The 23,468-nt window shown below is 55.3% G+C and carries 17 protein-coding genes, 1 other RNA gene and 1 pseudogene; 6 read left to right on the forward strand and 13 right to left on the reverse strand.

All coding sequences use genetic code 11. From position 1 onward, the window contains the following. Positions 1-3 precede the first annotated feature (3 nt). The 7 genes and pseudogenes from fliB to LDK53_RS08595 form a co-directional block, all read right to left on the reverse strand. Complete coding sequence (fliB, locus tag LDK53_RS08565) at positions 4-1,221, reverse strand: flagellin lysine-N-methylase (protein WP_225285463.1); 1,218 nt, start codon at positions 1,219-1,221, stop codon at positions 4-6. An 88-nt stretch (positions 1,222-1,309) separates the two neighbouring features. After that, entirely contained in the window at positions 1,310-1,972 is a 663-nt protein-coding gene (locus LDK53_RS08570) for a LuxR C-terminal-related transcriptional regulator (RefSeq protein ID WP_225285468.1), read from the reverse strand. Positions 1,973-2,020: 48 nt separating this feature from the next. Continuing rightward, complete coding sequence (locus LDK53_RS08575) at positions 2,021-2,533, reverse strand: fimbrial protein (RefSeq protein ID WP_225285471.1); 513 nt, start codon at positions 2,531-2,533, stop codon at positions 2,021-2,023. Between the two features lie 11 nt (positions 2,534-2,544). Next, positions 2,545-3,492 carry a fimbrial protein gene (locus LDK53_RS08580; RefSeq protein ID WP_225285473.1) on the reverse strand — a complete coding sequence of 316 codons (948 nt, stop codon included), beginning with the start codon at positions 3,490-3,492 and terminating at the stop codon, positions 2,545-2,547. A gap of 1 nt (position 3,493) precedes the next feature. Then, on the reverse strand, positions 3,494-6,034 hold the full coding sequence (locus LDK53_RS08585; protein ID WP_225285477.1) for a fimbria/pilus outer membrane usher protein: 2,541 nt from the start codon (positions 6,032-6,034) through the stop codon (positions 3,494-3,496). A 44-nt stretch (positions 6,035-6,078) separates the two neighbouring features. Beyond that, positions 6,079-6,757 (reverse strand): annotated as a pseudogene (locus tag LDK53_RS08590) (molecular chaperone). Between the two features lie 56 nt (positions 6,758-6,813). Then, a complete protein-coding gene (locus tag LDK53_RS08595) occupies positions 6,814-7,344 on the reverse strand; it encodes a fimbrial protein (RefSeq protein ID WP_025757313.1) in 531 nt (176 codons plus the stop codon). A 444-nt stretch (positions 7,345-7,788) separates the two neighbouring features. Here LDK53_RS08595 and LDK53_RS08600 point away from each other — a divergent pair, with 444 nt between their 5' ends. Next, complete coding sequence (locus LDK53_RS08600) at positions 7,789-8,448, forward strand: helix-turn-helix domain-containing protein (RefSeq protein ID WP_094918978.1); 660 nt, start codon at positions 7,789-7,791, stop codon at positions 8,446-8,448. 66 nt (positions 8,449-8,514) lie between these two features. Further along, positions 8,515-9,144, forward strand: a complete 630-nt coding sequence (locus LDK53_RS08605) for a helix-turn-helix domain-containing protein (RefSeq protein WP_225285481.1) — start codon at positions 8,515-8,517, stop codon at positions 9,142-9,144. 44 nt (positions 9,145-9,188) lie between these two features. Here LDK53_RS08605 and LDK53_RS08610 read toward each other — a convergent pair whose 3' ends face one another. The 3 genes from LDK53_RS08610 to LDK53_RS08620 form a co-directional block, all read right to left on the reverse strand. Further along, positions 9,189-9,383: a YdiH family protein gene (locus LDK53_RS08610; protein ID WP_003857766.1), complete on the reverse strand. Its 195-nt coding sequence runs from the start codon at positions 9,381-9,383 to the stop codon at positions 9,189-9,191. 86 nt (positions 9,384-9,469) lie between these two features. After that, entirely contained in the window at positions 9,470-9,880 is a 411-nt protein-coding gene (menI, locus tag LDK53_RS08615; RefSeq protein ID WP_045285297.1) for a 1,4-dihydroxy-2-naphthoyl-CoA hydrolase, read from the reverse strand. Continuing rightward, positions 9,877-12,933 carry an FAD-binding and (Fe-S)-binding domain-containing protein gene (locus LDK53_RS08620; protein ID WP_225285485.1) on the reverse strand — a complete coding sequence of 1,019 codons (3,057 nt, stop codon included), beginning with the start codon at positions 12,931-12,933 and terminating at the stop codon, positions 9,877-9,879. The genes menI and LDK53_RS08620 overlap by 4 nt, the downstream gene beginning before the upstream one ends. A 200-nt stretch (positions 12,934-13,133) precedes the next feature. Between LDK53_RS08620 and ydiK the strand changes: the two genes are divergently transcribed. Together ydiK and rprA are read left to right on the forward strand one after the other, a co-directional pair. Then, positions 13,134-14,249, forward strand: a complete 1,116-nt coding sequence (gene ydiK / locus LDK53_RS08625) for an AI-2E family transporter YdiK (protein WP_025757318.1) — start codon at positions 13,134-13,136, stop codon at positions 14,247-14,249. Between the two features lie 209 nt (positions 14,250-14,458). Continuing rightward, positions 14,459-14,566, forward strand: an RNA gene (gene rprA, locus LDK53_RS08630) — antisense sRNA RprA. Positions 14,567-14,571: 5 nt separating this feature from the next. Here rprA and LDK53_RS08635 read toward each other — a convergent pair. From LDK53_RS08635 to ppsA, 3 genes are all read right to left on the reverse strand, one after another. Next, positions 14,572-16,947, reverse strand: coding sequence for a glycoside hydrolase family 3 N-terminal domain-containing protein (locus tag LDK53_RS08635; protein WP_225285490.1), 2,376 nt, complete (start codon positions 16,945-16,947; stop codon positions 14,572-14,574). Positions 16,948-16,950: 3 nt separating this feature from the next. Beyond that, positions 16,951-18,351: an MFS transporter gene (locus tag LDK53_RS08640; RefSeq protein WP_225285491.1), complete on the reverse strand. Its 1,401-nt coding sequence runs from the start codon at positions 18,349-18,351 to the stop codon at positions 16,951-16,953. A gap of 233 nt (positions 18,352-18,584) precedes the next feature. After that, a complete protein-coding gene (gene ppsA, locus LDK53_RS08645) occupies positions 18,585-20,963 on the reverse strand; it encodes a phosphoenolpyruvate synthase (protein ID WP_025757321.1) in 2,379 nt (792 codons plus the stop codon). Between the two features lie 335 nt (positions 20,964-21,298). Between ppsA and LDK53_RS08650 the strand changes: the two genes are divergently transcribed. Together LDK53_RS08650 and aroH are read left to right on the forward strand one after the other, a co-directional pair. Beyond that, positions 21,299-22,132, forward strand: coding sequence for a pyruvate, water dikinase regulatory protein (locus LDK53_RS08650; RefSeq protein ID WP_023311315.1), 834 nt, complete (start codon positions 21,299-21,301; stop codon positions 22,130-22,132). 152 nt (positions 22,133-22,284) lie between these two features. Beyond that, the gene (aroH, locus tag LDK53_RS08655; RefSeq protein ID WP_025757322.1) at positions 22,285-23,331 is read left to right on the forward strand and encodes a 3-deoxy-7-phosphoheptulonate synthase AroH; all 1,047 of its coding nucleotides are present in this window, start codon (positions 22,285-22,287) and stop codon (positions 23,329-23,331) included. Positions 23,332-23,468: the final 137 nt, after the last annotated feature.

Genomic DNA, 23,468 nt, shown 5'->3' on the forward strand with positions numbered 1-23,468 from the left:
CATTTATCCAATTAACAGCAGGCAGGATAAATCATCTCCGCCGTTGATTTTATTGATTGCAAAGTCCATGCGCGCATCAATGGTCGTATTGTGCATGGTCTTTTCTGACAGGCTGGCGATGGTTTTCATCACCACCTGCTGGTCGATTTCACCCTGCATCGATTTTACGCTGAGAATGCATTTGACGTAGAAAAAGTCGAGCACCATACGATAAAACTGTCGCATGATGGTTGCCGTGTTTTTGCCGGGGAAATAGCTGCTGTAGAGTTTATACAGCAGATAATTGCGTAACACAAAAGGCTCTGACAAACAGGAATCCTCACACAGTGTATGCCACTGCTGATTAATCTTGTCGAACTTCGCCTCCAGGTCGGCCGGGTCGTCTGAACCGGCAATATTCAGATACGCGGCAATGTGCTGATGCCCTTCCAGAATAAAACCGTCCCGGGCCGAATCTTTCGCCACGTTGGTTCCCATTACCGACAGTGCAAGATATTTCATCGCGTTTGAACGGGCCAGATTACCGGAATCCATCAGCGATTTTCCGCTTTGTAGTTCAGTCAGTAACGCGTCGTAGAAACGTTCCACTTCCGAAAATCTATTATGCAAATCAAAGTTAACGTGCTGAAGACAGAGAATAAACTGTGCCAGCGCCATTAAATTCTCTTCAATGTTACGGGATGGCGACTGGATGATATTCCAGGCAAAGAGATGGATCACCTGCTGCGTCTGCGAAGCAGACTGGCGCTGCCCAATCAGGTTTGTTTTATAGCGCGCCACGAGCTCATCCTGTTCCTGAAGCAGCATGGCATCCGGGTCAAACAGCACACGTCGCACCACTTCCGGACAGGAGAGCGTCATCGTATGTCGCGTCTCATCCTGATAGCGGGTTGAATTGCGGGGATAGATACTACAGGTAGGCGACAGCGCCTCTTCCCCTAAATCACGGTGTACCATGCAGAGCTTGTTTTCATCGATAAACGGACAGTCCCCGTTTTCGTTGAGCCTGATTCTGGAATAGCTGCTCTTGCCCTTGCGCTGCAGGATGAGATTCTCTTTGGCAATGGCGGCAATACCCGGGTGTGAGGAGAGGAGATATTTCTGGTGGGTTTTCTTATCAATATTGATCGTCCAGCCACGACAGCATGACATTAAGCACTCTGGCCCAACGCACTGAAACTTAGTAAAAAAAAGCGGCTTGATAGTTTTATGAATATGCATAGCGAAGGCGTCATTTTATAAAGCATAAAAAGTACCATGACGCGCTCGCTATTCTAAAGGCGCATAACCGTGCACTATGTTTTGTAATTCACTGCATCAAGGGAGCACATTCCCCGTAATGATTGACCAGATAGTCACGCAGCAGGTTCGGGTAACTCTTTTTCTCCACCATTTTACGAATCAGCGCAATCAGTTCAAAATCCGTTCGCAGATTAAATTTCTGCATCATCATATATTTATGCGTAAAGACAGTTTTATCATTCATCTCCAGCGCCCGGGCCACCTGCACTACCGATAGCCCCCGGTAAAAATTCACCATAATGCGAATTTGCTGAGGTGATAAAATTTTATACTGGCACTCACAGCAGCTTATTTTTTTCCAGATATAACCGGGCGCCTGCGTGCGATACCAGGCGAGAAACAGCATCTCGCTCAGGCTATCGAGCGAGACATTACGCGGAATAAAAAGAATATCCTGGAAACAGGCGTTAAATGCCGAAACGCCCAGCGCATCCTCCACCAGTCCTATCACGATCCCTTTCTGGCGGGCCTGTAATTCTGGAATACAGGTGAGCGTCTCCCCTTTACAGAGGGAGAGCACGATAATATCGGCAGTGCTGACGTTTTCATGGCTAAATTGCGTCGCGAAGTGGATCGGCTGTTTAAAATTACGCAAAAAGAAATCCATAAAAAAATGCTGCAGTCCACTGCGAAAAAATTGATCGGCTTCCTGAATAAGAATATTCAACATAGCAAGTACCACTGTCCTTAATGAGTGAGGAACGTCAACGCTGACATCTCAGTTATATTGCATCGTCATCACAACGACTGCACTGATACTCCCCGGCGTCGCGCCGCCGCTAACCGATTTGACCGACGCCTGCATGGCCATCGTGGCGGTTCTGTCTGCCGCAATAGTTTGCGTTATGCTGGAACCTGTTCCCTTTAGCGTCCCTGTTCCGGCCTCACGCATGGCGACCGCGACGTTTGTCGCCGAGCCGCTGTTCATATAGTAGTCCGCCCCGGCGAGCGGATCGGGGCTTCCGGTGAACGAGACCGTGACGCTACGGGTTCCCGCCGGACACTGGGTAAACAGCAGGTTAAAAGGCACCGGATCGGATGATGACCCCGGCGTCGCCATATTGGTGGCCTGTATATTCCCAAGATTAATATCCATACTGGAGCTCCCGCCGTTAAAGATACAGGGCGAGGCAACGATATTTCCCGTGACGCCAAGATTCACGCTGTCAGCCGCGAACGTGTGCCCGCAGAATAAAAGAAGAACAAGCCCACGCTGATAATGTAATTTCATCACTCCACCTGTTACTGGTACGTCAGATTAAGCGTGGCGGAGGCATTTGCGGAGCCGGACTCAACGGAGGTTAAGGTCTGGTAATAACGCGCCGTTAACGGGAGCGTCTCTTGTCCACCCGCAGACTGTTTTAATAACAGACGGCTATTTAATGCCAGCGGCGTACCGTTATATAAAAGCTGCACGCCGACACCTTTTGCCGTACCGGCACTCCCCTGCCCCGTTAAGGCCATCACGCTGGTATTTGCACTGTCGGGATTCTGTATTCCGCTGAGCGAGACCGTAATATTGGTGCCAGCGCTGCAGGTTAATCCCAGATTTTGTGTATTCTGCGCCACGCCCGGCGTGGTCCCCACTACGGTGCCAAACGCGGATGCCGGAATATCACCAAGCGGGAACGTCAGCTGTGGCGTATTGATCGTGCATGCCAGGGCGTTGATGGTTCCGCCGGTGAGTTGCTCGGTCAGCCCGTCACGATAAACCCCGTCGCTGCCCTGGAGCGTGACCACGCCGATGACCCCCGGCGTTAAGGCACCGGATGACACCGGGCCGGTCACCACCAGCTCGACCCGGCCGCCATACCAGTCCACATAAGAGGTCTGCGCACTGTAAGAGAATGTATTGCTCGGGTTCTCGAAATAGGCATTTGAAGAAAACCGAATGCCAATGCCGCTGACGTTGGTGTTATACACATGATTGCCGTAGCTGCTCAGCGTGGCATTGTTATAACGCATGCTAAAACCCAGCATTAACGGATTGGTACACCCTGTCAGATAGCTGCCTGTCATGCTTCCCGTGCCGGAAAAAATCACCGTGCCGACAGGCGTATCACGTTGAACATTAATGGTCCCCACCGACAGCGTCGACAGCTGCGGCGTAATAGTGGTGCAGGTCCCTGCCCTGGCCACTTGCCAGCCGCACAGACAACACAGCAGTAAAATAGCGTTGATGAACTTCATATTAATGCTCCTGGCGACACGTGACGCTAATGTCAGCGATGCCACCATACTGAGATCCTTTCGGCAGATTAAAATCCGCCCGACACTGCTGGTGGGATTGCGTCCCCCAAGTCGCCAGAACGGTGCCCTGTTCGCGCAGGCCGGTTAAATAGACCTGACCGCGATCGCCGACGATAAAACTGCTGCTGGTGTCGCCCTCCAGCGTGACCACCGCGCCAAACGGCACAAAACGGTTATTGTCCATTAAGGTCATCAGCACCCGGCGTCCCACTTTCGAGAGGTAATCGGCTTTCACGACCGCACCGCGTGTTGGCGTGACCGTGCGCGTGTTGATCTCCAGCTCCACATCATCGGGCATATTCTCAGGATCGAGGGCGAGATCGTTTTTCCGGTACACGGAGAGGTTATTCACCACCGTGTAGCCCCGGTAATCCGTCCGCACGCCAGCCTGATTGCGAATATTGACGCCGTGCGCGCCAGGGGCTTTGATTAACGCGTTGGTTTCCCCCAGCGGCTGCGACAGCGTAATACCGTCAGCATGCGCAAGGATGCCGCCCTGTAAGCCATAATTCAGGCGCTCGCTACTGGTGTCGTAGCCATAGCCCGCCGAGACCTCGCCGTATGTGCCTTTATAGTCGCCGTTCATATTGCCGGTATAACCCACGCCATCGGTGCCGTAACCCTGCTGGATATTCCAGTTCAGGGCGCTGTTTTCGAGAGCAACCCCATTCATGCCGAGATTGTGTGTTGTGCCATTATTCTGACTGGCGTTCAGGCCATAGTTGGCCCACGTCTGCGGCAGAAATTTGTCCAGCGGCACGCTGACGGTAAACGCCAGAAGCTGGTCGCGATCCCAGGATTTCGGACTCCCGCTACCGGATGACGCCGGGCTGCCGTTTTTACTGAATGTCCAGGTCACGCCATAGCTAATGTTGTGCCAGTAATTGTTGTAACCGACGCTCCATGACGCCATTAATTTATCGGCGTTCCAGTAATCCTCCCGTGCGGCGCTCAGCGTCAGCGCGCCCAGGTTTCCACCCAGCGTCTGGCTCATCGTCAGCTCCACGCGATTGCGCCGTCTCTCCTGAAGTGCGCCGCTGTCCCCGAAGGAATCCAGCACTTCCTGCATCCCGTAATAGCCACGGGTTGAATAGCGGTATCCTGCAATCGAAAAATTTGTGCCGGTATTGAGCAGGTTCTTGCTGTAACGCGCGCGCAAGGACTGCCCCTGCGTTTTTGCGGTATCGGCCGGTGATGACCAGGCCTGGGTGATATCCGCGGAAAGCGCACCGAAATCGCCCATGTTTTTACCAACTCCAAGCGCCAGGGACTGGTACTTGCCGGAACCCTGCACGCCGCCATAGAGCGTAATGCCATCCGGCAGGCCATAAATCGCGGTGATCTGGCCAAACGGGGTTTTCTCCACGCTGCTGTTATAGGCGCGATACTGTCCCGCGGAGAGGGCATATTTCAGCCGTCCCTCACGCTGCAATACCGGTACCGAGGCATACGGCAGCGTGAAATGCTGCTCGCTGCCATCCGCCTCTTTGATGGTCACGTCTAAGTCGCCCGCGCCGCCGGTGGGGTACATATCGCTAATCTCAAACGCGCCCGGCGCCACATAGCTTTGGTAGATCTGATAGCCATTCTGGCGGATCACCACCTGGGCATTGGTGCGTGCGATCCCGCGTACCACAGGCGCATAGCCCTTCAGGGAATCCGGCAGCATGTCATCGTCCGACGCCAGCTGGACGCCGCGAAACGGCATACTGTCAAACACATCCGCCGGGGCGGAACTGTCCCCGACGGTAAGCTGCGCTTTCAGCGGGATCACGGCGCGTTGCAGGTAGCTGTAGACCGTGTCCCATTGATCCTTGCCGGAAGGATCCCGCGACCAGGTGGTGTAGTTGCGTAAACGCCACGGCCCGATATTGATCCCCGGACGCAGGTTCGCATACTGGCTGTTGCTGCTGGCCCCCGCGCCCGTTTTCGCCCGGCTGGTCGCCCCGCTCAGGCTGTAATTGAGCATGGCTGCAGTTATCCCCTCATCCCACATCTGCGGCGGGACATAACCTCTCGCCGGCAGGTCGATGGCTGCCTGAGGGATGCTGAGCACAAGGCGCTGGGCGCTAAACTGGAAATCTGCACTGGCCTGCGGTATCGCCTGAAGATTGACACACTCGCCCGGTTCCGCACTGAGTGCGGGAAATAATGCGGTTTTAACCCCCCAGCGTTTTAATTGCTCACTGCTCAGGCACGGCTGCAATGTCTCATCGCCATTCTCGTTTTTGCCTGCGGTAAAGCGAATATCCCCCGTTTCCACTAACGCGTCGTCAACAATAATATCGACATGGTAGTTCCCCGGCGCCTGAGAGCCTGATTCAAAAGCCGACAGATCGGCTTTATCCATGCCGGGATTATCCAGCTCTATCAGATCCGTGTTAAATGCCACACTGGCACAGAGCGTCGGAGAGGATCCGGCAAACGCCAGGGCGATAAACGTCGCCAGGCGTGCAGGCCGCATCCTGTTTATTACTGTCATGACGAATTACCTGATAAATACGGGCGTTGCCGTTTGCTAACACATTACAAACTGGCCTGGTGTAAAACGCCGGGACTGCCATAGTCATTAATGATTTTAAACGTGAGTGAATTTCCCCTTACTTCATTCGGTAATGCAAACCGGGCTGAAGCGCCGGGTAAAACATACGTCACGTCATCCAGTTTTTTCCCCGCCAGCGTAATTTCATTAAAATTAATGACGTATTGCGTGGGATTTTTGACCTCAAGGTTATTTCCTGTTCGTTGCCAGGTTAATTTATTGGCCTGTTCCTCTGGTGTTGACGCCCGCAGACCTTCAGGCCGGTAAATCAGTTTGATGCGGGTTTTCACTGCAATTTGCAGGGAGTTCGTCTGTTTTGATGCCGACGGAATCGCTTTAATATTCAGCCAGAACAGACTTTCCCGTTCCTGTGGCAATGCGCCCGTCATCACAATTCGCTCAATGTTTTTTTGTCCGCCATCCAGGCGATATAATGGCGGTGTAATAATAAAAGGCGCTTTACCTGAATTCCCTTCCTGCATATCTATCCATGACTGAAATTAAATAGGGCGTACTGTCAGGATTATTTATGCTTATTGACGCTTCTTTTTTTGCCCCATCGAAGATGAGGCGGGTGCCGCCAATAATAACGCCGGCGTTGGCTGTGGTCAGCGTGAGCGCAGACAGCGCCAGGGCCAGTCCTGTCGTGGTGATAAAACGCATGATAAACCTCATACAACAAAGGGGCCGGGTTGGCCCCTTAATGATTCTGCAAAATATCAGTTATAGATCACTGAGAAGTTAGCGACAGAGTTTGCCGGGCCGGCTGTCACTGTCGCTGCGGTGGAAATATACTGGGCATAGAAGCTCAGGGTATTATCCGCCGTGCTGCTCAGCACATAGCTGTAGCTGTTGCTGCCATGAAGCGGGAGATCCGCCTTATCTGCCGTCATCAGGTTAATGGCTACCCCAGTCGCCGCACCCGCCGCAGACGAATCAATCGCCAGCAGGCTGGCATTGGTGGCATCCGGCGTACCATCAAAACGCACTTTGGCGCTGGTCACCGTCACCGGACAGTTTTTCAACACAATATTAAACTGCGTTGCTGCCGTTCTGGCGCCGGTGGTAGGGAACTCCGTTTTATAATAATCCCCTAATACCACGACCTGATTCTGAGACGCGACATCCACATCGCAGGCGGAATCCAGAATATTACCGTTAAAGTTAACGGTACCGGCTGCGGCAAAAGCGTGCGTCGTTGCCAGAGTGGAGCCGATTGCCAGCATTGCTATCATCATTTTATTTTTCATAAGTAAATCCTGTATCACTTTATTTATTACAGAAATCCCGACAAAGCGGTTTAAAGCTGTTAACCGCCACCTCACCTTGTCATTTATATATTGTCAGGAGCCCATTAAATAATGCCGCTTCATAGCTCAGCTTAAACATTCCGGGTTATGCCTGCCGACGAGTAAAATTTATACAACTCTTTTTCGGCGCACAATCTATTTGAGGTCTAGCTGTAGACTCATGTTTAACAAAATTAAAACAATTCTCTTTAGAATTATCTCAATGTCATTATTACGGGTCTACTTTTAGACCCGTAAAAGACAACCTTAAAATTCATATAATTAGGGCCACAACATCTTGCGGTCTATTTTTAGACCTGCCGTAAACATTCCACGACTCGCTGTTTTTTAAGATAATTCTTTATGCCGATCAAAAAATGATCGCATCCGTAAGTGAGGTCTCTGATGAACACCCGAATGGCTCCCGAAGTCGATATTGAAAAAACCCCGGTGCTGACTGCAAAACCCTATAAGCACATCGAGAAATTAATTAATACTCTTCTTCCCCTGACAGAAAGACGCATTCTGTCCAGAGGGGAAGTGGTTCACTATTACCATCACGATGACCGCCAGTGTTTTTTACTTCTGCAGGGCAGCGTGGCGTTGCACCGGCGGGGTGATGGCATTGTATTAAATTCTGAATCCTCGCCGTTTATTCTCGGCGTCAGCAGCCAGTTCTCGTCAGAACATCTGTATGTCCGGGCGCTGGAGACCTCTGAACTCGCGGCTGTTTCGCTGGAACGTTTTAACAGCACGATTGCGCAACACAATTTATGGGAACCCTTTTCGCATCTGCTGATCTATACCGCCTCCCGGGTCTACGAACACTGCTCGCGGATCTCACAGATGTCGGCCTATGACATCATCCGGTTTCAACTGGTGGAGTTGATGCAGGAGCCGGAAGCAATACGGATGAACACCACGGCGGCTGCGTATATACAGAGTCGAACCTGGCTGTCGCGCAGCGGGATTATGCGGATCCTGGCCGAACTGCGCACCGGACAGTACATTACAATGGAGCGCGGCGTGCTACTTGATGTACACCATTTACCGAGGAAATACTGACCCAGGTGGTGCTGGCGAAAACGAGTAACGCTATAATCAGAAAGATGATTCTTTCAGGTTCAGGTTATGTCCACCACAGAAACGCCACGACGTGGCTCCCCTTATGCACAAGAGCTGATTACGCACTTACAACCTTACTCTGCGATTCGTAACACCGGTCGCGGGGAGCAACTGGATCTGGTGGTCAACGGTCAGGGGATGAGTTATTTGATCCTGGAAGGCACCGTGGCCATTTACCGACGCAGCGACAATCTGATGCTGTCGACGGCGAAAAGCCCGGCGTTTTTTGGTGTGGCCAACCTGAATGACATTTTTTTTGACGACTACCTGAAAACGGTGACCCCCTGCAAAATTGGCCTGTTGCCTACCCGGGAGCTCAACGTCCTCATTCAGGAGAAGGCGCTATGGGGGCTGCTGTCTAACCATCTGATGTTTATGTACAACCGGCTCTACAACACCGTCATGCCGAAGGGCGCTCCAACGGCCTATGAGATGATCCGCCAGCAGCTGGTGTTATTGATGAATGAAGATGAGTCTTATCGCCAGGGGATTACCGCTGAGCGCTACATTCGCGACAAGACCCAGCTTTCCCGCAGCGGCGTGATGCGGATCCTCGCGGATTTAAAAACCGGGGGGTTTATCGAAATGGAAGAGGGACGGCTCATTAAAATCAATAAACTGCCCGCTAAATATTGAATTCCGGAGACAAAAAAGGCCGCTGTTGCGGCCTTTTTACGCTCTCAATGGACGTGAACGCCCAACCGCCAGGCAAAATAGATCTCTTCTTTCAGCTCATTCGAAGAGAGCGCCAGCAAATCTGTAAATTCCAGCTCAAGCTGTTTCAGCTTTTTCAGGTACTGCGCCGGAGACAGGTTGCTCTTATCGCGACGTAAATATTCAATTGCCAGCTGTGTTGGGGTTATTTCAGTATCCATGATGTCCTCGCTTATGTACAAAACCTGACCAGTATACCACAACCAACTGGCTAGTTTTTGACCAAATGCAAAAACATCAGGAAAATTTATACCACCGCCGTCGTCAGCCTCGATGAGCAGCACAGACGGTCCTGCTCATCGAGAATATCGATCTGCCACACCTGATGACGGCTACCGGCGTGCAGTGCACGGCAAATACCGCGCACGCGCCCGCTGCGCACCGAGCGAATGTGGTTAGCATTCACCTCAAGTCCGACAACCTTCTGCTCCCCTTCGGTGCAGAGGTACCCCGCCACCGAGCCCAGCGTTTCGGCCAGCACCACGGAGGCGCCGCCGTGCAGCAGGCCAAACGGCTGATGCGTGCGGTGATCGACAGGCATGGTCGCCTCCAGATCGTTCTCGCCGATGCGGGTAAACTGGATATCCAGCAGCCCGACCATATTCCCCTCGCCCATGGCGTTTAACGCCTGTAGCGTGACAGCGCGTTTCCAGATCATCCAATAATCTCCAGCAAAGCCTGCAATGGATGGCGTACCCCGTTACCTTCGACCCGTTTCACCTGGCTTCGACAGGAGTAGCCCGTCGCCAGGCAGCGGTTTCGCGGCAAACGCTGCATCGCCTGATGCCAGGACAGCTCGTAGATGCCGAGCGAGTTGGCGTGGTTTTTCACTTCATGTCCGTAGGTGCCGGCCATTCCGCAGCAGCCCACGTTGACGCTCTCAAGCTTTGCGCCGAAACGGGCAAAGACAGAGGCCCATTGTGCGGGGGCGCCAGGCAATGCGGTGACTTCGGTGCAGTGGCCGAACAGGTACCATGGTTCACCGCTGACATCCTGAACCGCTTTGCCTTCCAGAGCCGCCGGCAGCCACTCATGCACCAGCAGCACGCTGAAATCGCCACGCTTGTCGCCCAGCGTCTGCTTATATTCATCGCGATAGCACAGCACCAGCGCCGGATCGACGCCGACCATCGGTATCCCCAGCTGCGCCACGCGATTCAGGAAATCAGCCGTTTTCTGCGCGGTCTTCGCAAAGCGCGTCAGGAAGCCCTTAATATGCTGCGCCTTGCCGTTGGGCGAGAATGGCAGGACCACCGGCTGATAGCCCAGCTTTTCTGACAGGCGGATGAAGTCCGCCACCACCTCTGCATCGTAGTAGCTGGTAAACGGATCCTGCACCACCAGTACTGTCTTCGCTTTTTGCTCAGGGGTGAGTGCCTCCAGCTGCTCCAGGGTCATGTTCGCCGAGCGATGCCCGACGAGCTGGCGCTGAAGAGAGGGCACCGAGAGCAGCGGCAGATCGACCATCCCGATATGCTTTTCAGAAAGTTTGCGCACCAGCGGCTGGTTAATAAAGAAGTTAAAGGTCTTTGGCGCTCGCGCCATCAGCGGCGCGTAGCTCTCTACCGTCGCCACCAGATGGTCGCGCACCGGACGCAGATAGCGCGTGTGGTAAAGCTGCAGGAAACGTGAGCGGAATTCCGGCACGTCGATTTTAATCGGGCACTGGGTGGAGCAGGCTTTACAGGCCAGACAGCCGGACATCGCCTCTTTCACCTCGTGGGAGAAATCATACTCGCCCTTGCTGGCATGCCAGCTGTTGCGGGTGCGCTCGATAAGCGTGCGCAGGCTGGCGCGTTTTTCCGGTAACTCCTGCTCGAGCCGGAGCGGATCAACCCCGCGGTCGGCGAGCAGGCGCAGCCACTCGCGCACCAGCGTCGCCCGCCCTTTCGGCGAGTGAATACGGTTGCTGGTAATTTTCATCGACGGGCACATCGGGCTTTTGACATCAAAGTTAAAGCACAGGCCGTTACCGTTGCACTCCATCGCGCCGCGCCAGGAGGATCGCACCGCAATCGGGATCTGTCTGTCGTAGGTGCCGCGCTTGACGGCGTCCACCTGCAGCATCGGGGCCTCGACACCTTCAGGCGGGCAGATTTTACCCGGGTTGAGGCGGTTATGCGGGTCGAAAGCCGCCTTCACCTTACGCAGCTCCGCATAGAGCTGTTCACCGAAGAACGCCGGGCTGTATTCCGCGCGGAACCCTTTCCCATGTTCGCCCCACAGCAGACCGCCGTATTTGGCGGTTAAGGCCACCACCTCATCGGAGATCTGCTTCATCAGGATCTCCTGCTGCGGGTCGCACATATCCAGCGCTGGACGCACATGCAGCACCCCGGCATCCACGTGGCCGAACATGCCGTAGCTCAGACCGTGGCTGTCCAGCAGGGCGCGAAACTCAACGATATAATCCGCCAGGTGTTCAGGGGGAACGCAGGTATCTTCGGCAAACGGAATCGGCTTCGCCGCCCCTTTGGCATTGCCGAGCAGCCCCACGGCTTTTTTTCGCATCGCGTAGATACGCTCGATACCGGCCAGATCGTTACAGAGCTGCCAGCCGATCACGCCGCCTTCGCCATGGGCAATCAGTTCGTCCAGTCGCTGACACAGCGTGGTCACCTGGCTGTCGATAAGCGCTGCGTCGTCGCCGGCAAATTCCACGATATTAAGACCCAGCATCTCTTTACCCGGCACGTCGGTAATCAGCTCGCTAACGGAGTGCCAGACGATATCTTCCCGGGCCAGATTGAGCACTTTAGAGTCAACGGTTTCCACTGACAGCGCTTTAGCATCCACCATAAACGGCGCATTGCGCAGCGCGGAGTCGAACGAGTCATATTTGACGTTCACCAGGCGACGCACCTTCGGCAACCGGGTGATATCCAGCCGCGCCTCGGTGATAAACGCCAGCGTCCCTTCGGAGCCGGTCAGCACGCGGGTTAAATCAAACTGGGTCAGGTCATCGTTAAAGACGTGACGCAGGTCGTACCCGGTCAGGAAGCGGTTCAGTTTGGGGAATTTATCGAGGATCAGCTGTCGGTTGTCGCGGCAGCGCTCCAGCACGGTACGATAAATACGCCCGCTGGCAGTGTTATCTTTGCCCAGCGTTTCCGCCAGCTCCACCGCCATCGGCTGGGTATCGAGGATATCGCCCCCCAGCAGAACCGCTCGCACGCCCAGCACGTGATCGGAGGTTTTTCCGTAGACCAGCGAGCCCTGACCGGAGGCATCCGTGTTGATCATCCCGCCAATGGTGGCGCGGTTACTGGTGGAGAGTTCAGGTGCGAAGAAGTAGCCGTACGGTTTGAGGTACTGGTTAAGCTGATCTTTGATCACGCCCGCTTCGACCCGCACCCAGCCCTCTTCAGGGTTGATCTCGATGATGCGGTTCATATAGCGCGACATATCGATAATGATGCCCTGGTTCAGCGCCTGACCATTGGTCCCGGTGCCGCCACCGCGCGGCGTAAAGACCAGCGAGGCGAAGCGCTCCTGCGTGGCGAGACGGGCAATCAGCGCCACGTCGGCCGTTGAACGAGGAAAAACGACGGCATCGGGAAGAAGCTGGTAAATACTGTTATCGGTGGCCATCGTCAGCCTGTCGGCATAGTTCGTGGCGGTATCACCTGTAAAACCCTGTTGCTCCAGTGCCTGCAAAAAATTAAGCACCAGCTGAACGACGCCAGGTGCCTGAGAAATCTGTGGGATCATGACCGTCGACCCTAATTAGAGTAATGTGAAATCGTTTGCGTTGTGTCCGGAAAGTTTTATCACATTTTTTTCTTATAATCTCTGCTGAATTACAGGCAGAATTCGCCTGTCAAAAATCGCTGATATCATTAATGATTAGAGAGACGCGGTTTTCCCTTCCCGCCAGCCTCGCTGGTGTTTTATTAAGGAAAGTTTCATTTATGGTCAATGTTCGCCAGCCCAGGGATGTTGCGCAAATTTTGCTGTCGGTGCTGTTCCTGGCCCTCATGATTATTGCGTGTCTGTGGATTGTTCAACCCTTTATTCTCGGCTTCGCCTGGGCTGCGACCGTGGTCGTCGCCACATGGCCTTTATTGCTGCGCTTGCAGAAGTTGCTGTTCGGCCGCCGCGGATTAGCCGTGCTGGTCATGACGCTGCTGCTGTTCCTGCTGTTTATTATTCCCATTGCTTTGCTGGTGAACAGTCTGGTGGATTCCAGCGGCCCGGTTATCCGTGCCATTACCAGTGGCGACCTGACGCTGCCGGATCTCGCCTGGCTGAACAGCATTCCGCTGGTAGGGGCCAAGCTCTACAGCGGCTGGCATAGCCTGCTGGAGATGGGGGGCAGCGCGCTGATGGCAAAAGTTCGCCCGTATATTGGCACCACCACCACCTGGTTTGTGGGTCAGGCGGCGCATATTGGCCGCTTTATGATGCACTGTACCCTGATGCTGCTCTTCAGCGCCCTGCTCTACTGGCGCGGTGAGCAGGTGGCTTTAGGCGTTCGTCACTTTGCTACCCGCCTGGCGGGTAAACGGGGTGACGCGGCGGTGCTGCTGGCGGCACAGGCCGTACGCGCGGTTGCGCTGGGCGTAGTGGTGACCGCGCTGGTGCAGGCGGTGCTGGGTGGTATTGGTCTGGCGATTTCCGGCGTACCGTACGCCACCGTTTTCACCGTGGTCATGCTGATGACCTGTCTTGCGCAACTGGGGCCGCTGCTGGTGCTGGTCCCCAGCATCATCTGGCTCTACTGGACCGGTGATACCACGTGGGGAACGGTGTTGCTGGTCTGGAGCTGCGTGGTCGGCACGATGGATAACGTCATTCGCCCTATTTTGATCCGCATGGGCGCTGACCTGCCGCTGATCCTGATCCTCTCCGGGGTGATTGGCGGCTTGATTGCCTTCGGTATGATTGGCCTGTTTATCGGCCCGGTGCTTCTCGCCGTCACCTGGCGTCTGTTCTCCGCCTGGGTGCATGAAATTCCACCGCCGGGAACTGATCCGGACGTGATTTTGAGCGAACTGGAAGAGCTGGAAGAAAAGAATACCCATTAAGCCTTGTTGCCGGGTGGCGCTGACGCTTACCCGGCCTACATTCTCCCGCTCAATACTTTAACACCGCTAAAGTATTTATTCGTTGCACACTGGTCAGACCCGCGATTCCTGCCCCCAATCTGCTCATAACCTCAAGAAATCTTTACGTCTCTTTAACTATTGAGACGAATCCGATCGACGCTAAAAGCGGACATGCCTACTATTAGCACACGGTTATAAATCAACACCTTGATTTATAAGCATGGAAATCCCCTGAGTGAAACAACGAATTGCTGTGTGTAGTCTTTGCCCATCTCCCACGATGGGCTTTTTTTTATCCTGACTACGCGCGCTTAACCTCACAGGTACTGAGCATCCGCCACTTAGCAGGCAGCACCCGCGTTTCCCCTGTCACATTAACCGTAACCGCCTCGCGGATATCCGCCGACGATGCGCCAACCTGCAGCTCAAACTCGCCCGGCTCAACGATGCGTTTCCCGTCACGACGGGTGAAGTTGAACATCTCCACCGGCAGCGTAAAGGTGAGCGTGGCGGTTTCCCCCGGCGAGAGCGTGACGCGCTGGAAGGCCTTCAGCTCCTGGAGCGGCCGAACCTGCGTGGCGACCTTATCCCTGACGTAAACCTGCACTACCTCGCTGCCGCTGCGTTCCCCGGTGTTGGTGATCTCCACGCTCAGTGCCACCTCGCCGTCGACCGACACCTCAGATGAAGCCACGCTCGCGTTCCCCCAGCTAAATGTCGTCCAGCCGAGGCCGAAGCCAAACGGGTAACGTGCACCGAAATGGAACGCAAACGGCGTACCACCGCTTTTGAGCTTGTGATTGTAGTAATACGGCATCGCGCCGGCGCTTTTCGGCACGCTCACCACCAGACGCCCCTGCGGCTCCGCACGCCCCGTTAGCACGTCCGCAATGGCCCAGCCCCCTTCCTGCCCCGGTGCCCACGCCACGATCAGCGCGGCCACCTTCTCCTCCAGGCCCTGAAGATGGTAAGGACGCCCCCCGGTCATCACGACAATCACCGGTTTGCCCGTCGCCACCAGCGCCTCCAGCAGCTGTTGCTGCACGCCCGGCAGGTTTAAGGAGTCGGTATCCGATCCTTCCCCCACGGTACCGCTCTGGAACAGCCCGGCGAGATCGCCCACGCAGGCCACGACGACATCACTCTCCTGCGCCGCGTTCACAGCCTCGGGGATCAAGGCGGTGCTTTGCGAAACCGGCGACTGCTGCATCGGTTTGCCGCCGCTGTCCCCCGGGAAGACCGGCGCACCCGCCATCCGTTTTTCGATGATGTGACACCCTTTAGCGTAGCGAACCTGCGACGCGCCGAGGTAATGCTCCAGCGCCGCGCGCGGCGTCGTCACCTGAGAGGTCTCCTCGACCATATCGCTGATGATCAGATGCACGGGGAAACTGTAGCCGCTGAGTAACGCCAGCGGATCGTCTGCCGTCGGCCCTACCACCGCCACGCGGGGTTTGCCGCCAAGAGGTAAGATGCCGTTGTTCTCCAGCAGCGTGACCGATTTTGTCGCCACCTCCCGCGCGACCTGACGGGTTACCACATTTTGCAGATCGATACCGTTTTCATCGACATACGGCTGTTCAAACAGGCCGAGACGGAATTTTTCGGTCAGTACACGGCCCACAATCTCATCCACTTTCGCCATGGCGATCAGCCCGCGATCGACGGCTTCGGCCAGGTGGCGTGCGCAGTCATCTTTCGGCAACTCAACATCCAGCCCGGCGTTGAAGGCCAGCGCGGCAGATTCTGCCGCATCGTGGGAAACCCCATGATGCTGATGCAGCAGGCTGACGCCGCCGTAGTCGGCCACAACGATCCCGTCGAAGCCCCACTGTTCGCGAAGGACGGTGGTCAGCAGGAAGCTGTCGCTGTGGCCCGGCTGGTTATCAATATCGTGATAGGCGGGCATTACCGAACCGACGTTGGCGAGCTTCACCGCCATTTCAAACGGCAGCAGGAAGGTGTCGTTAAGCTCGCTAAAACCCAGGTGTACCGGAGCATGGTTACGCGCGCCTTCACTGAACGAGTGACCCACATAATGTTTGAGGGTCGCCAGCAGGTCACGTTTGTCGCCCTGCAGTCCCTTAACATAGGCGGTAGCCATGACGCCCACCAGCCAGGGATCTTCGCCAAAGGTCTCTTCGGTTCGCCCCCAGCGCACGTCGCGGGAGACATCCAGCACCGGCGCCAGCCCCTGCTGGCAGCCCACAGACCGCGCCTCTTTACCAATCTGTTGTGCCGCTCGCTGCACCAGTTCAGGGTCCCAGGTTGAACCGTAGTTCAGCGACGACGGGAACAGCGTGGCGTCTTTACACAGCAGCCCCACCAGGCACTCCTCATGGAACAGCGCCGGTATGCCGAGACGCGTCTCCTCCATCATCATCCGCTGCAGGCGGTTAGCGGCGCGTACCCCGGTTTTCGCATCAACGATATGGGTCCCCAGCGGACGGGTGATCTGCCCGACGCCCAGCTTAAGCCGTTCGCCGAGAGAAGCCTGTTGGCTCACGCCGGCAAATTCGTCACTCAGATCGCTACGCTCGCGGTGGTTGCCGTTTTCATCGAGGATCAGCCAGTACGCATGCATCTGGGCGAACTTCTCTTCCGGGGTCATGCGTGCCAGTAAATCGGCGACGCGCTCGTGCACGGGACGTCCCGCGTCCTTATAGATAACTGTCATGTTTTACTCCTGTAGTGCGGAAGGGGTTGCCGGGCTGAGCTGCCCTGCTTCGGGTCTTACCTCACGTTTGCTGGCCAGCTCCCGGGCGATGGAGTCCACCAGCCGGCTGTTCAGTTTGTAGATGGCCAGCAGCGCGACCATGCAGAGGAACAGCGCGCAAGGGATAAGGGTGAACAGTGCGTTAATGGTCGAGAGCACGTGCGGCGCCTGGGCTGCCTCACCGGGTGCATAATCCACCATGCCCAGCACCCAGCCGACGACCGCCCCACCCAGCGCCAGGCCAAATTTGATGGCAAACAGCGCGGTGGAGAACACCAGCCCGTCCAGGCGGCGGCCACTGCGGTGCTCTTCGTAGTCCACCACATCGGAGAACATGGTCCACTGCAGCGGTGTGGTGAGGTTTTGCACAAAACTGAAGACGATATTGAGGCCAAAGATGAGCCAGACCTGAGAAGGCGGCAGGAAGAAAATCAGCGCGCCGAAGATGACGAAGGAAATAATGGTCCACTGATAGGCGCGTACGCGGTCAAATTTCCCCAGCAGCCGTTCGGATAATAATGCGCCGCTTAAGGAGGCCACCATCCCGGAAACAATAAAGGCGAAAACCAGCTCCGGACGCAACAGCACATATTTCACGTAATACATCGTGGCGGAACCCCGCGTCACCACCGCCGTTAACAGTAAAATATTAAACAGGAACACAATACGCCACTGGCTGTTTCCGGCCAGCAGTTTTAAATCGGTGAACATGGATCCGGAGGTATCGTTGCGTGGAGAATAACGCTCGCGGGTCATCATGAAACAGCAGAAGAACAGTACAATCCCCAGCAGCCCCATCAGGCTCATGGCATAGAAATAGCCTTTCTGCACGTTGCCCTGGCCTAACAAGGAGACCAGCGGCAGGGCAATTACCGTCACAATCAACCCGCCGATAAACGACAGGCCAAAGCGCCAGGATTGCAGGGAGTGACGCTCGCGCGGGTCCAGCGTCAGCGCGCCCGGCATGGCGCAGTAAGGCACGTTAATCGCGGAGTAAATCAGGCTTAAAATAGCGTAGGTCACGCAGGCATACACGATTTTGGCCGTTGGCCCAACATCCGGGACATAGAACGTAATCAGGCAACTCACGCCAAACGGAATGGCAAACCACAGCAGCCAGGGACGGAAACGACCGTGGCGCGTCCGGGTGCGATCCACCAGCGCGCCAATGCACGGGTCGACAAACGCATCGACCACGCGTACAACTAAAAACATGGTGCCCATAATCGCGGCGGGCAAACCAAAAACATCCGTATAGAAATAAGCGAGAAATAGCGTTGCCGTTTGCCAGACCAGCGCGCTGGCCATATCACCTAAGCCATAACCTATTTTATCTTTGGTACGCAATACAGAGGAGATTGTCATTGTTATTTGCCTTTTTATCAGGTTAAAACGTATTTCAACCAGTTGCGCATCTTCACCAGGGAAATGCGCAGTAAGGCTCAAGTATTAGCAACGCTTTGCGGGCTAACAATTGTCTAAATTAACAGACAAATTATGATATTTAGTTTTTTACTTTATTTGTGATGGGGAGCATATTCGGGCGGAAATAAAAAAGGCGAGGAGATATCTCCTCGCCTTTATCCGTTTTTTAGCGGTTACTTGTTCAGTTCCGCCAGGCTCAGCCAGGTTTGCACCACGGTATCCGGGTTCAGGGACAGGCTATCAATCCCCTCTTCCATCAGCCATGCGGCAAAGTCTTCATGGTCGGATGGGCCCTGACCACAAATCCCGACGTATTTACCCTGCTTCTTCGCTGCGCGGATGGACATAGAGAGCAGCGCTTTCACCGCCTCGTTACGCTCATCGAACAGCTCAGAGACCACGCCGGAGTCGCGGTCCAGACCCAGCGTCAGCTGCGTCATGTCGTTCGAACCGATAGAGAAGCCGTCGAAGTGCTCAAGGAACTGCTCAGCCAGCAGGGCGTTGGACGGAATTTCACACATCATGATGATCTTCAGCCCGTTCTCGCCGCGCTTCAGCCCCTGACGTGCCAGCTCGTCCACCACGGCTTTCGCCTGATCCACGGTACGCACGAACGGGATCATGATCTCGACGTTGGTCAGCCCCATGTCGTTGCGCACGCGTTTCACCGCCTCACACTCCAGCGCGAAGCAGTCGCGGAAGCTGTCGGATACGTAGCGTCCGGCTCCGCGGAAGCCCAGCATCGGGTTCTCTTCTTCCGGCTCATAGCGCTCGCCGCCCACCAGGTTGGCGTATTCGTTAGACTTAAAGTCTGACAGACGCACAATCACGCGTTTCGGCCAGAACGCCGCGCCCAGCGTGGCGATCCCTTCGGTCAGACGGCCGACGTAGAACTCTTTCGGCGAGTCGTAGCCTTTCATCATCTCGCGGATGTCGTTCTGCAGTTTCGGATCCTGGTCGTCAAACTCCAGCAGCGCGCGTGGGTGAACGCCAATCATACGGTTGATGATGAATTCCAGACGCGCCAGACCTACGCCTTCGTTCGGCAGGCAGGCGAAGTCAAACGCGCGGTCAGGGTTACCGACGTTCATCATGATCTTCAGCGGCAGGTCCGGCATGGTATCCACGCTGGAGCTCTTCACGCTGAAGTCGAGGATATCAGCATACACGTAGCCGGTATCGCCTTCGGCACAGGAGACGGTCACGTTCTGCCCGTCCTTCATGCGCTCGGTAGCGTCACCGCAGCCGACAACAGCAGGAATACCCAGTTCACGCGCGATGATGGCAGCGTGACAGGTACGGCCACCGCGGTTGGTAACGATAGCCGCGGCTTTCTTCATGATCGGTTCCCAGTCCGGGTCGGTCATGTCGGTTACCAGCACGTCGCCAGGCTCAATACGGTTCATTTCGCTGATGTCGTGGATCACTTTCACCGGACCGGCACCGATACGGTGACCAATCGCACGGCCTTCCGCCACGATTTTGCCCTGCGCGTGCAGCGTATAACGCTCCATTACCTGGCCGCGAGAACGGACGGTTTCCGGTCGCGCCTGCACGATAAACAGCTTGCCGGTGTTACCGTCTTTCGCCCATTCGATATCCATCGGACGGCCATAGTGTTTTTCGATCTGCACCGCCTGCTTCGCCAGCTCCTGCACTTCGGCGTCGGTCAGGGAGAAGCGATCGCGCTGCTCCTGCGGCACATCTTCAATTTTCACCTGCTTGCCATGCTCCTGCGTCGGGGCATAGATCATGCGGATTTTTTTCGAGCCCATGGTGCGGCGCACCACCGCCGGGCGGCCTGCGGCCAGCGTCGGCTTGTGGACGTAGAATTCGTCAGGGTTAACCGCCCCCTGCACCACCATCTCACCGAGACCCCATGCAGAGGTGATAAACACCACCTGGTCGAAGCCGGATTCGGTATCGATGGAGAACATGACGCCGGAGGAACCGACATCCGAGCGCACCATGCGCTGAACGCCAGCGGAAAGCGCGACGCCACGGTGGTCATAGCCCTGATGCACGCGATAGGAGATAGCGCGGTCGTTGAACAGGGACGCAAAGACATGTTTCACCGCCACCAGCACGGCGTCATAACCCTGAACGTTCAGGAAGGTTTCCTGCTGCCCGGCAAACGAGGCGTCCGGCATATCTTCTGCGGTAGCAGAAGAGCGCACGGCAAAAGAGGCCTGTGCGTCATCAGCGGAGAGCTGGTTGTACGCGTCGTGAATGGCTTTTTCCAGTTCCGGCTGGAAAGGTGTGTCGATGATCCACTGGCGGATCTGCGCCCCGGCTTTCGCAAGCTCGGTAACGTCATCAATATCCGTTTTATCCAGCAGGTCGTAAATGCGCTGGTTAACACCGCTCTGGTCTAAAAACAGGTTAAAGGCATCGGCGGTGGTGGCAAACCCGTTCGGTACGGAGACACCCATACCTGACAGATTTGTAATCATTTCACCCAGGGAGGCATTTTTGCCCCCAACTCTGTCTACATCATTCATGCCGAGTTGGTTATACCAAAGCACCAGCGGTGACGAGCCATTGTTGGACATCGAAACAATCCTTTTGTGATATTTGATCGGAGTAAGTAACGCCTGACTACGTATTTATAGTGGCATATTTATTTCCGCTAAAAAAACGGTGAATCGTGTAAGCAATTTAAATTTTCAACTTTTCGGATACTTTCCCATCAACGATTAAGCCGATGATTCCTCTATATTCAGCCAGAAACCCCAAAAATAAAGTCGCTATTTGAAAAATGAAATCCACTTTTCAGGAAAATCAAAAACAGCGTTTCATTCATAATTAGGATAAGTTCTTTGCTGTATAAATTACTTTTTTAATTTATGCTTTCAGACAATTACGTATGATATTCAGGGTGGGTAAAATGGATAGTGCTGTCGATCGCCACGTTTTTTATATTTCTGATGGGACGGCGATCACCGCCGAGGTGCTGGGCCACGCGGTGATGTCGCAGTTCCCCGTTTCGATTAACAGCATCACGCTGCCGTTTGTCGAAAATGAGAGCCGCGCCAAAGCGGTGAAAGACCAGATAGACGCCATCTATCAGCAGACCGGCGTCCGCCCGCTGGTGTTTTACTCGATTGTGATCCCCGAGATTCGCTCGATCATTCTGCAGAGTGAAGGCTTCTGTCAGGACATCGTGCAGGCGCTGGTGGCCCCGCTGCAAAGCGAACTGAAGCTCGACCCGACGCCCATCGCCCACCGTACCCACGGGCTTAATCCCGGTAACCTGACCAAGTACGATGCCCGTATCGCCGCCATTGATTACACCCTGGCGCACGATGACGGTATCTCTCTGCGTAATCTCGACCAGGCGCAGGTGATCCTGCTGGGCGTGTCGCGCTGCGGCAAAACCCCGACCAGCCTCTATCTGGCGATGCAGTTCGGTATTCGCGCCGCCAACTACCCGTTTATTGCTGACGACATGGATAACCTGGTGCTGCCCGCCGCCCTGAAGCCGCTGCAGCACAAGCTGTTTGGCCTGACCATCAACCCGGAACGCCTCGCCGCCATCCGCGAAGAGCGCCGTGAAAATAGCCGCTACGCCTCGATGCGCCAGTGCCGAATGGAAGTCTCCGAAGTGGAAGCGCTGTACCGTAAAAACCAGATCCCGTGGCTGAACAGCACCAACTATTCGGTAGAAGAGATCGCTACCAAAATTCTCGACATCATGGGGCTTAACCGCCGCATGTACTAACATGCTAGTACATTAACTCAGATTCAGGTATCATCATCGGCAACCACGGGGCGGTGTCGCCCCGAACTTGAAATCAGCAGGGATTGGTTTAAGGTGATGCCCATCACTTCCCGGTAGTCTGCCGATGAAGCAAAAATTTTCTGAGACATTCCATGAATAAAACCGATGAACTCCGCACTGCGCGCATTGACAGCCTGGTTACGCCGGCTGAACTGGCACAGCGGCATCCCGTTTCCGCCACCGTTGCGGAACATGTGACGGCCTCCCGTCGACGCATTGAAAAAATCCTCAATGGTGAAGACCCGCGTCTTCTGGTGGTGATTGGGCCGTGCTCCATCCACGATCTGGATGCGGCGATGGATTATGCCAAACGGCTGCAGGGGCTGCGGGATAAGTACCAGCATCGCCTTGAGATCGTGATGCGAACCTACTTTGAAAAACCGCGCACCGTGGTGGGCTGGAAAGGCCTGATTTCCGACCCTGACCTGAACGGCAGCTATCGTGTGAATCACGGTATTGAGCTGGCGCGTAAGCTGCTGTTACAGGTCAACGAGCTGGGCGTGCCGACGGCAACCGAGTTTCTCGACATGGTGACCGGGCAGTTTATCGCTGACCTGATCAGCTGGGGCGCCATTGGCGCGCGCACCACCGAGAGCCAAATCCACCGCGAGATGGCTTCTGCCCTCTCCTGCCCGGTGGGCTTTAAAAACGGTACCGATGGCAACACCCGTATCGCGGTGGATGCCATCCGCGCAGCCCGTGCCAGCCATATGTTCCTGTCACCGGACAAGAGCGGCCACATGACCATCTACCAGACCAGCGGTAACCCGTACGGCCACATCATTATGCGCGGCGGCAAGAAGCCCAATTACCATGCAGAAGATATTGCGGCGGCCTGCGAGTCGCTGGCCGAATTCGACCTGCCGGAACATCTGGTGGTGGATTTCAGCCACGGCAACTGCCAGAAACAGCATCGCCGCCAGCTGGATGTGTGCGATGAGATCTGCCAGCAGATCCGCAGCGGTTCAACCGCTATCGCCGGCATTATGGCCGAAAGTTTCATCAAGGAAGGCACGCAGAAGATCGTTGCCGGACAGCAGATGGTTTACGGGCAGTCCATCACCGACCCGTGCCTGGGCTGGGAAGACAGTGAACTGCTGCTGGAGAAGCTGGCTGCCGCCGTGGACACTCGCTTTTAACATCCTGCCGGGTGGCGCTGCGCTTACCCGGCCTACGATTTGTGCCCTTCTCCCTCTCCCCGTGGGAGAGGGTCGGGGTGAGGGCATCAAACCGCACTTCACCCCCAAAGTTGATCCCCTCACCCTTTTTTCACAAA

Origin of the sequence: Enterobacter sp. K16B (genome assembly GCF_020216105.1) — a bacterium.
GTDB lineage: Bacteria > Pseudomonadota > Gammaproteobacteria > Enterobacterales > Enterobacteriaceae > Enterobacter > Enterobacter sichuanensis.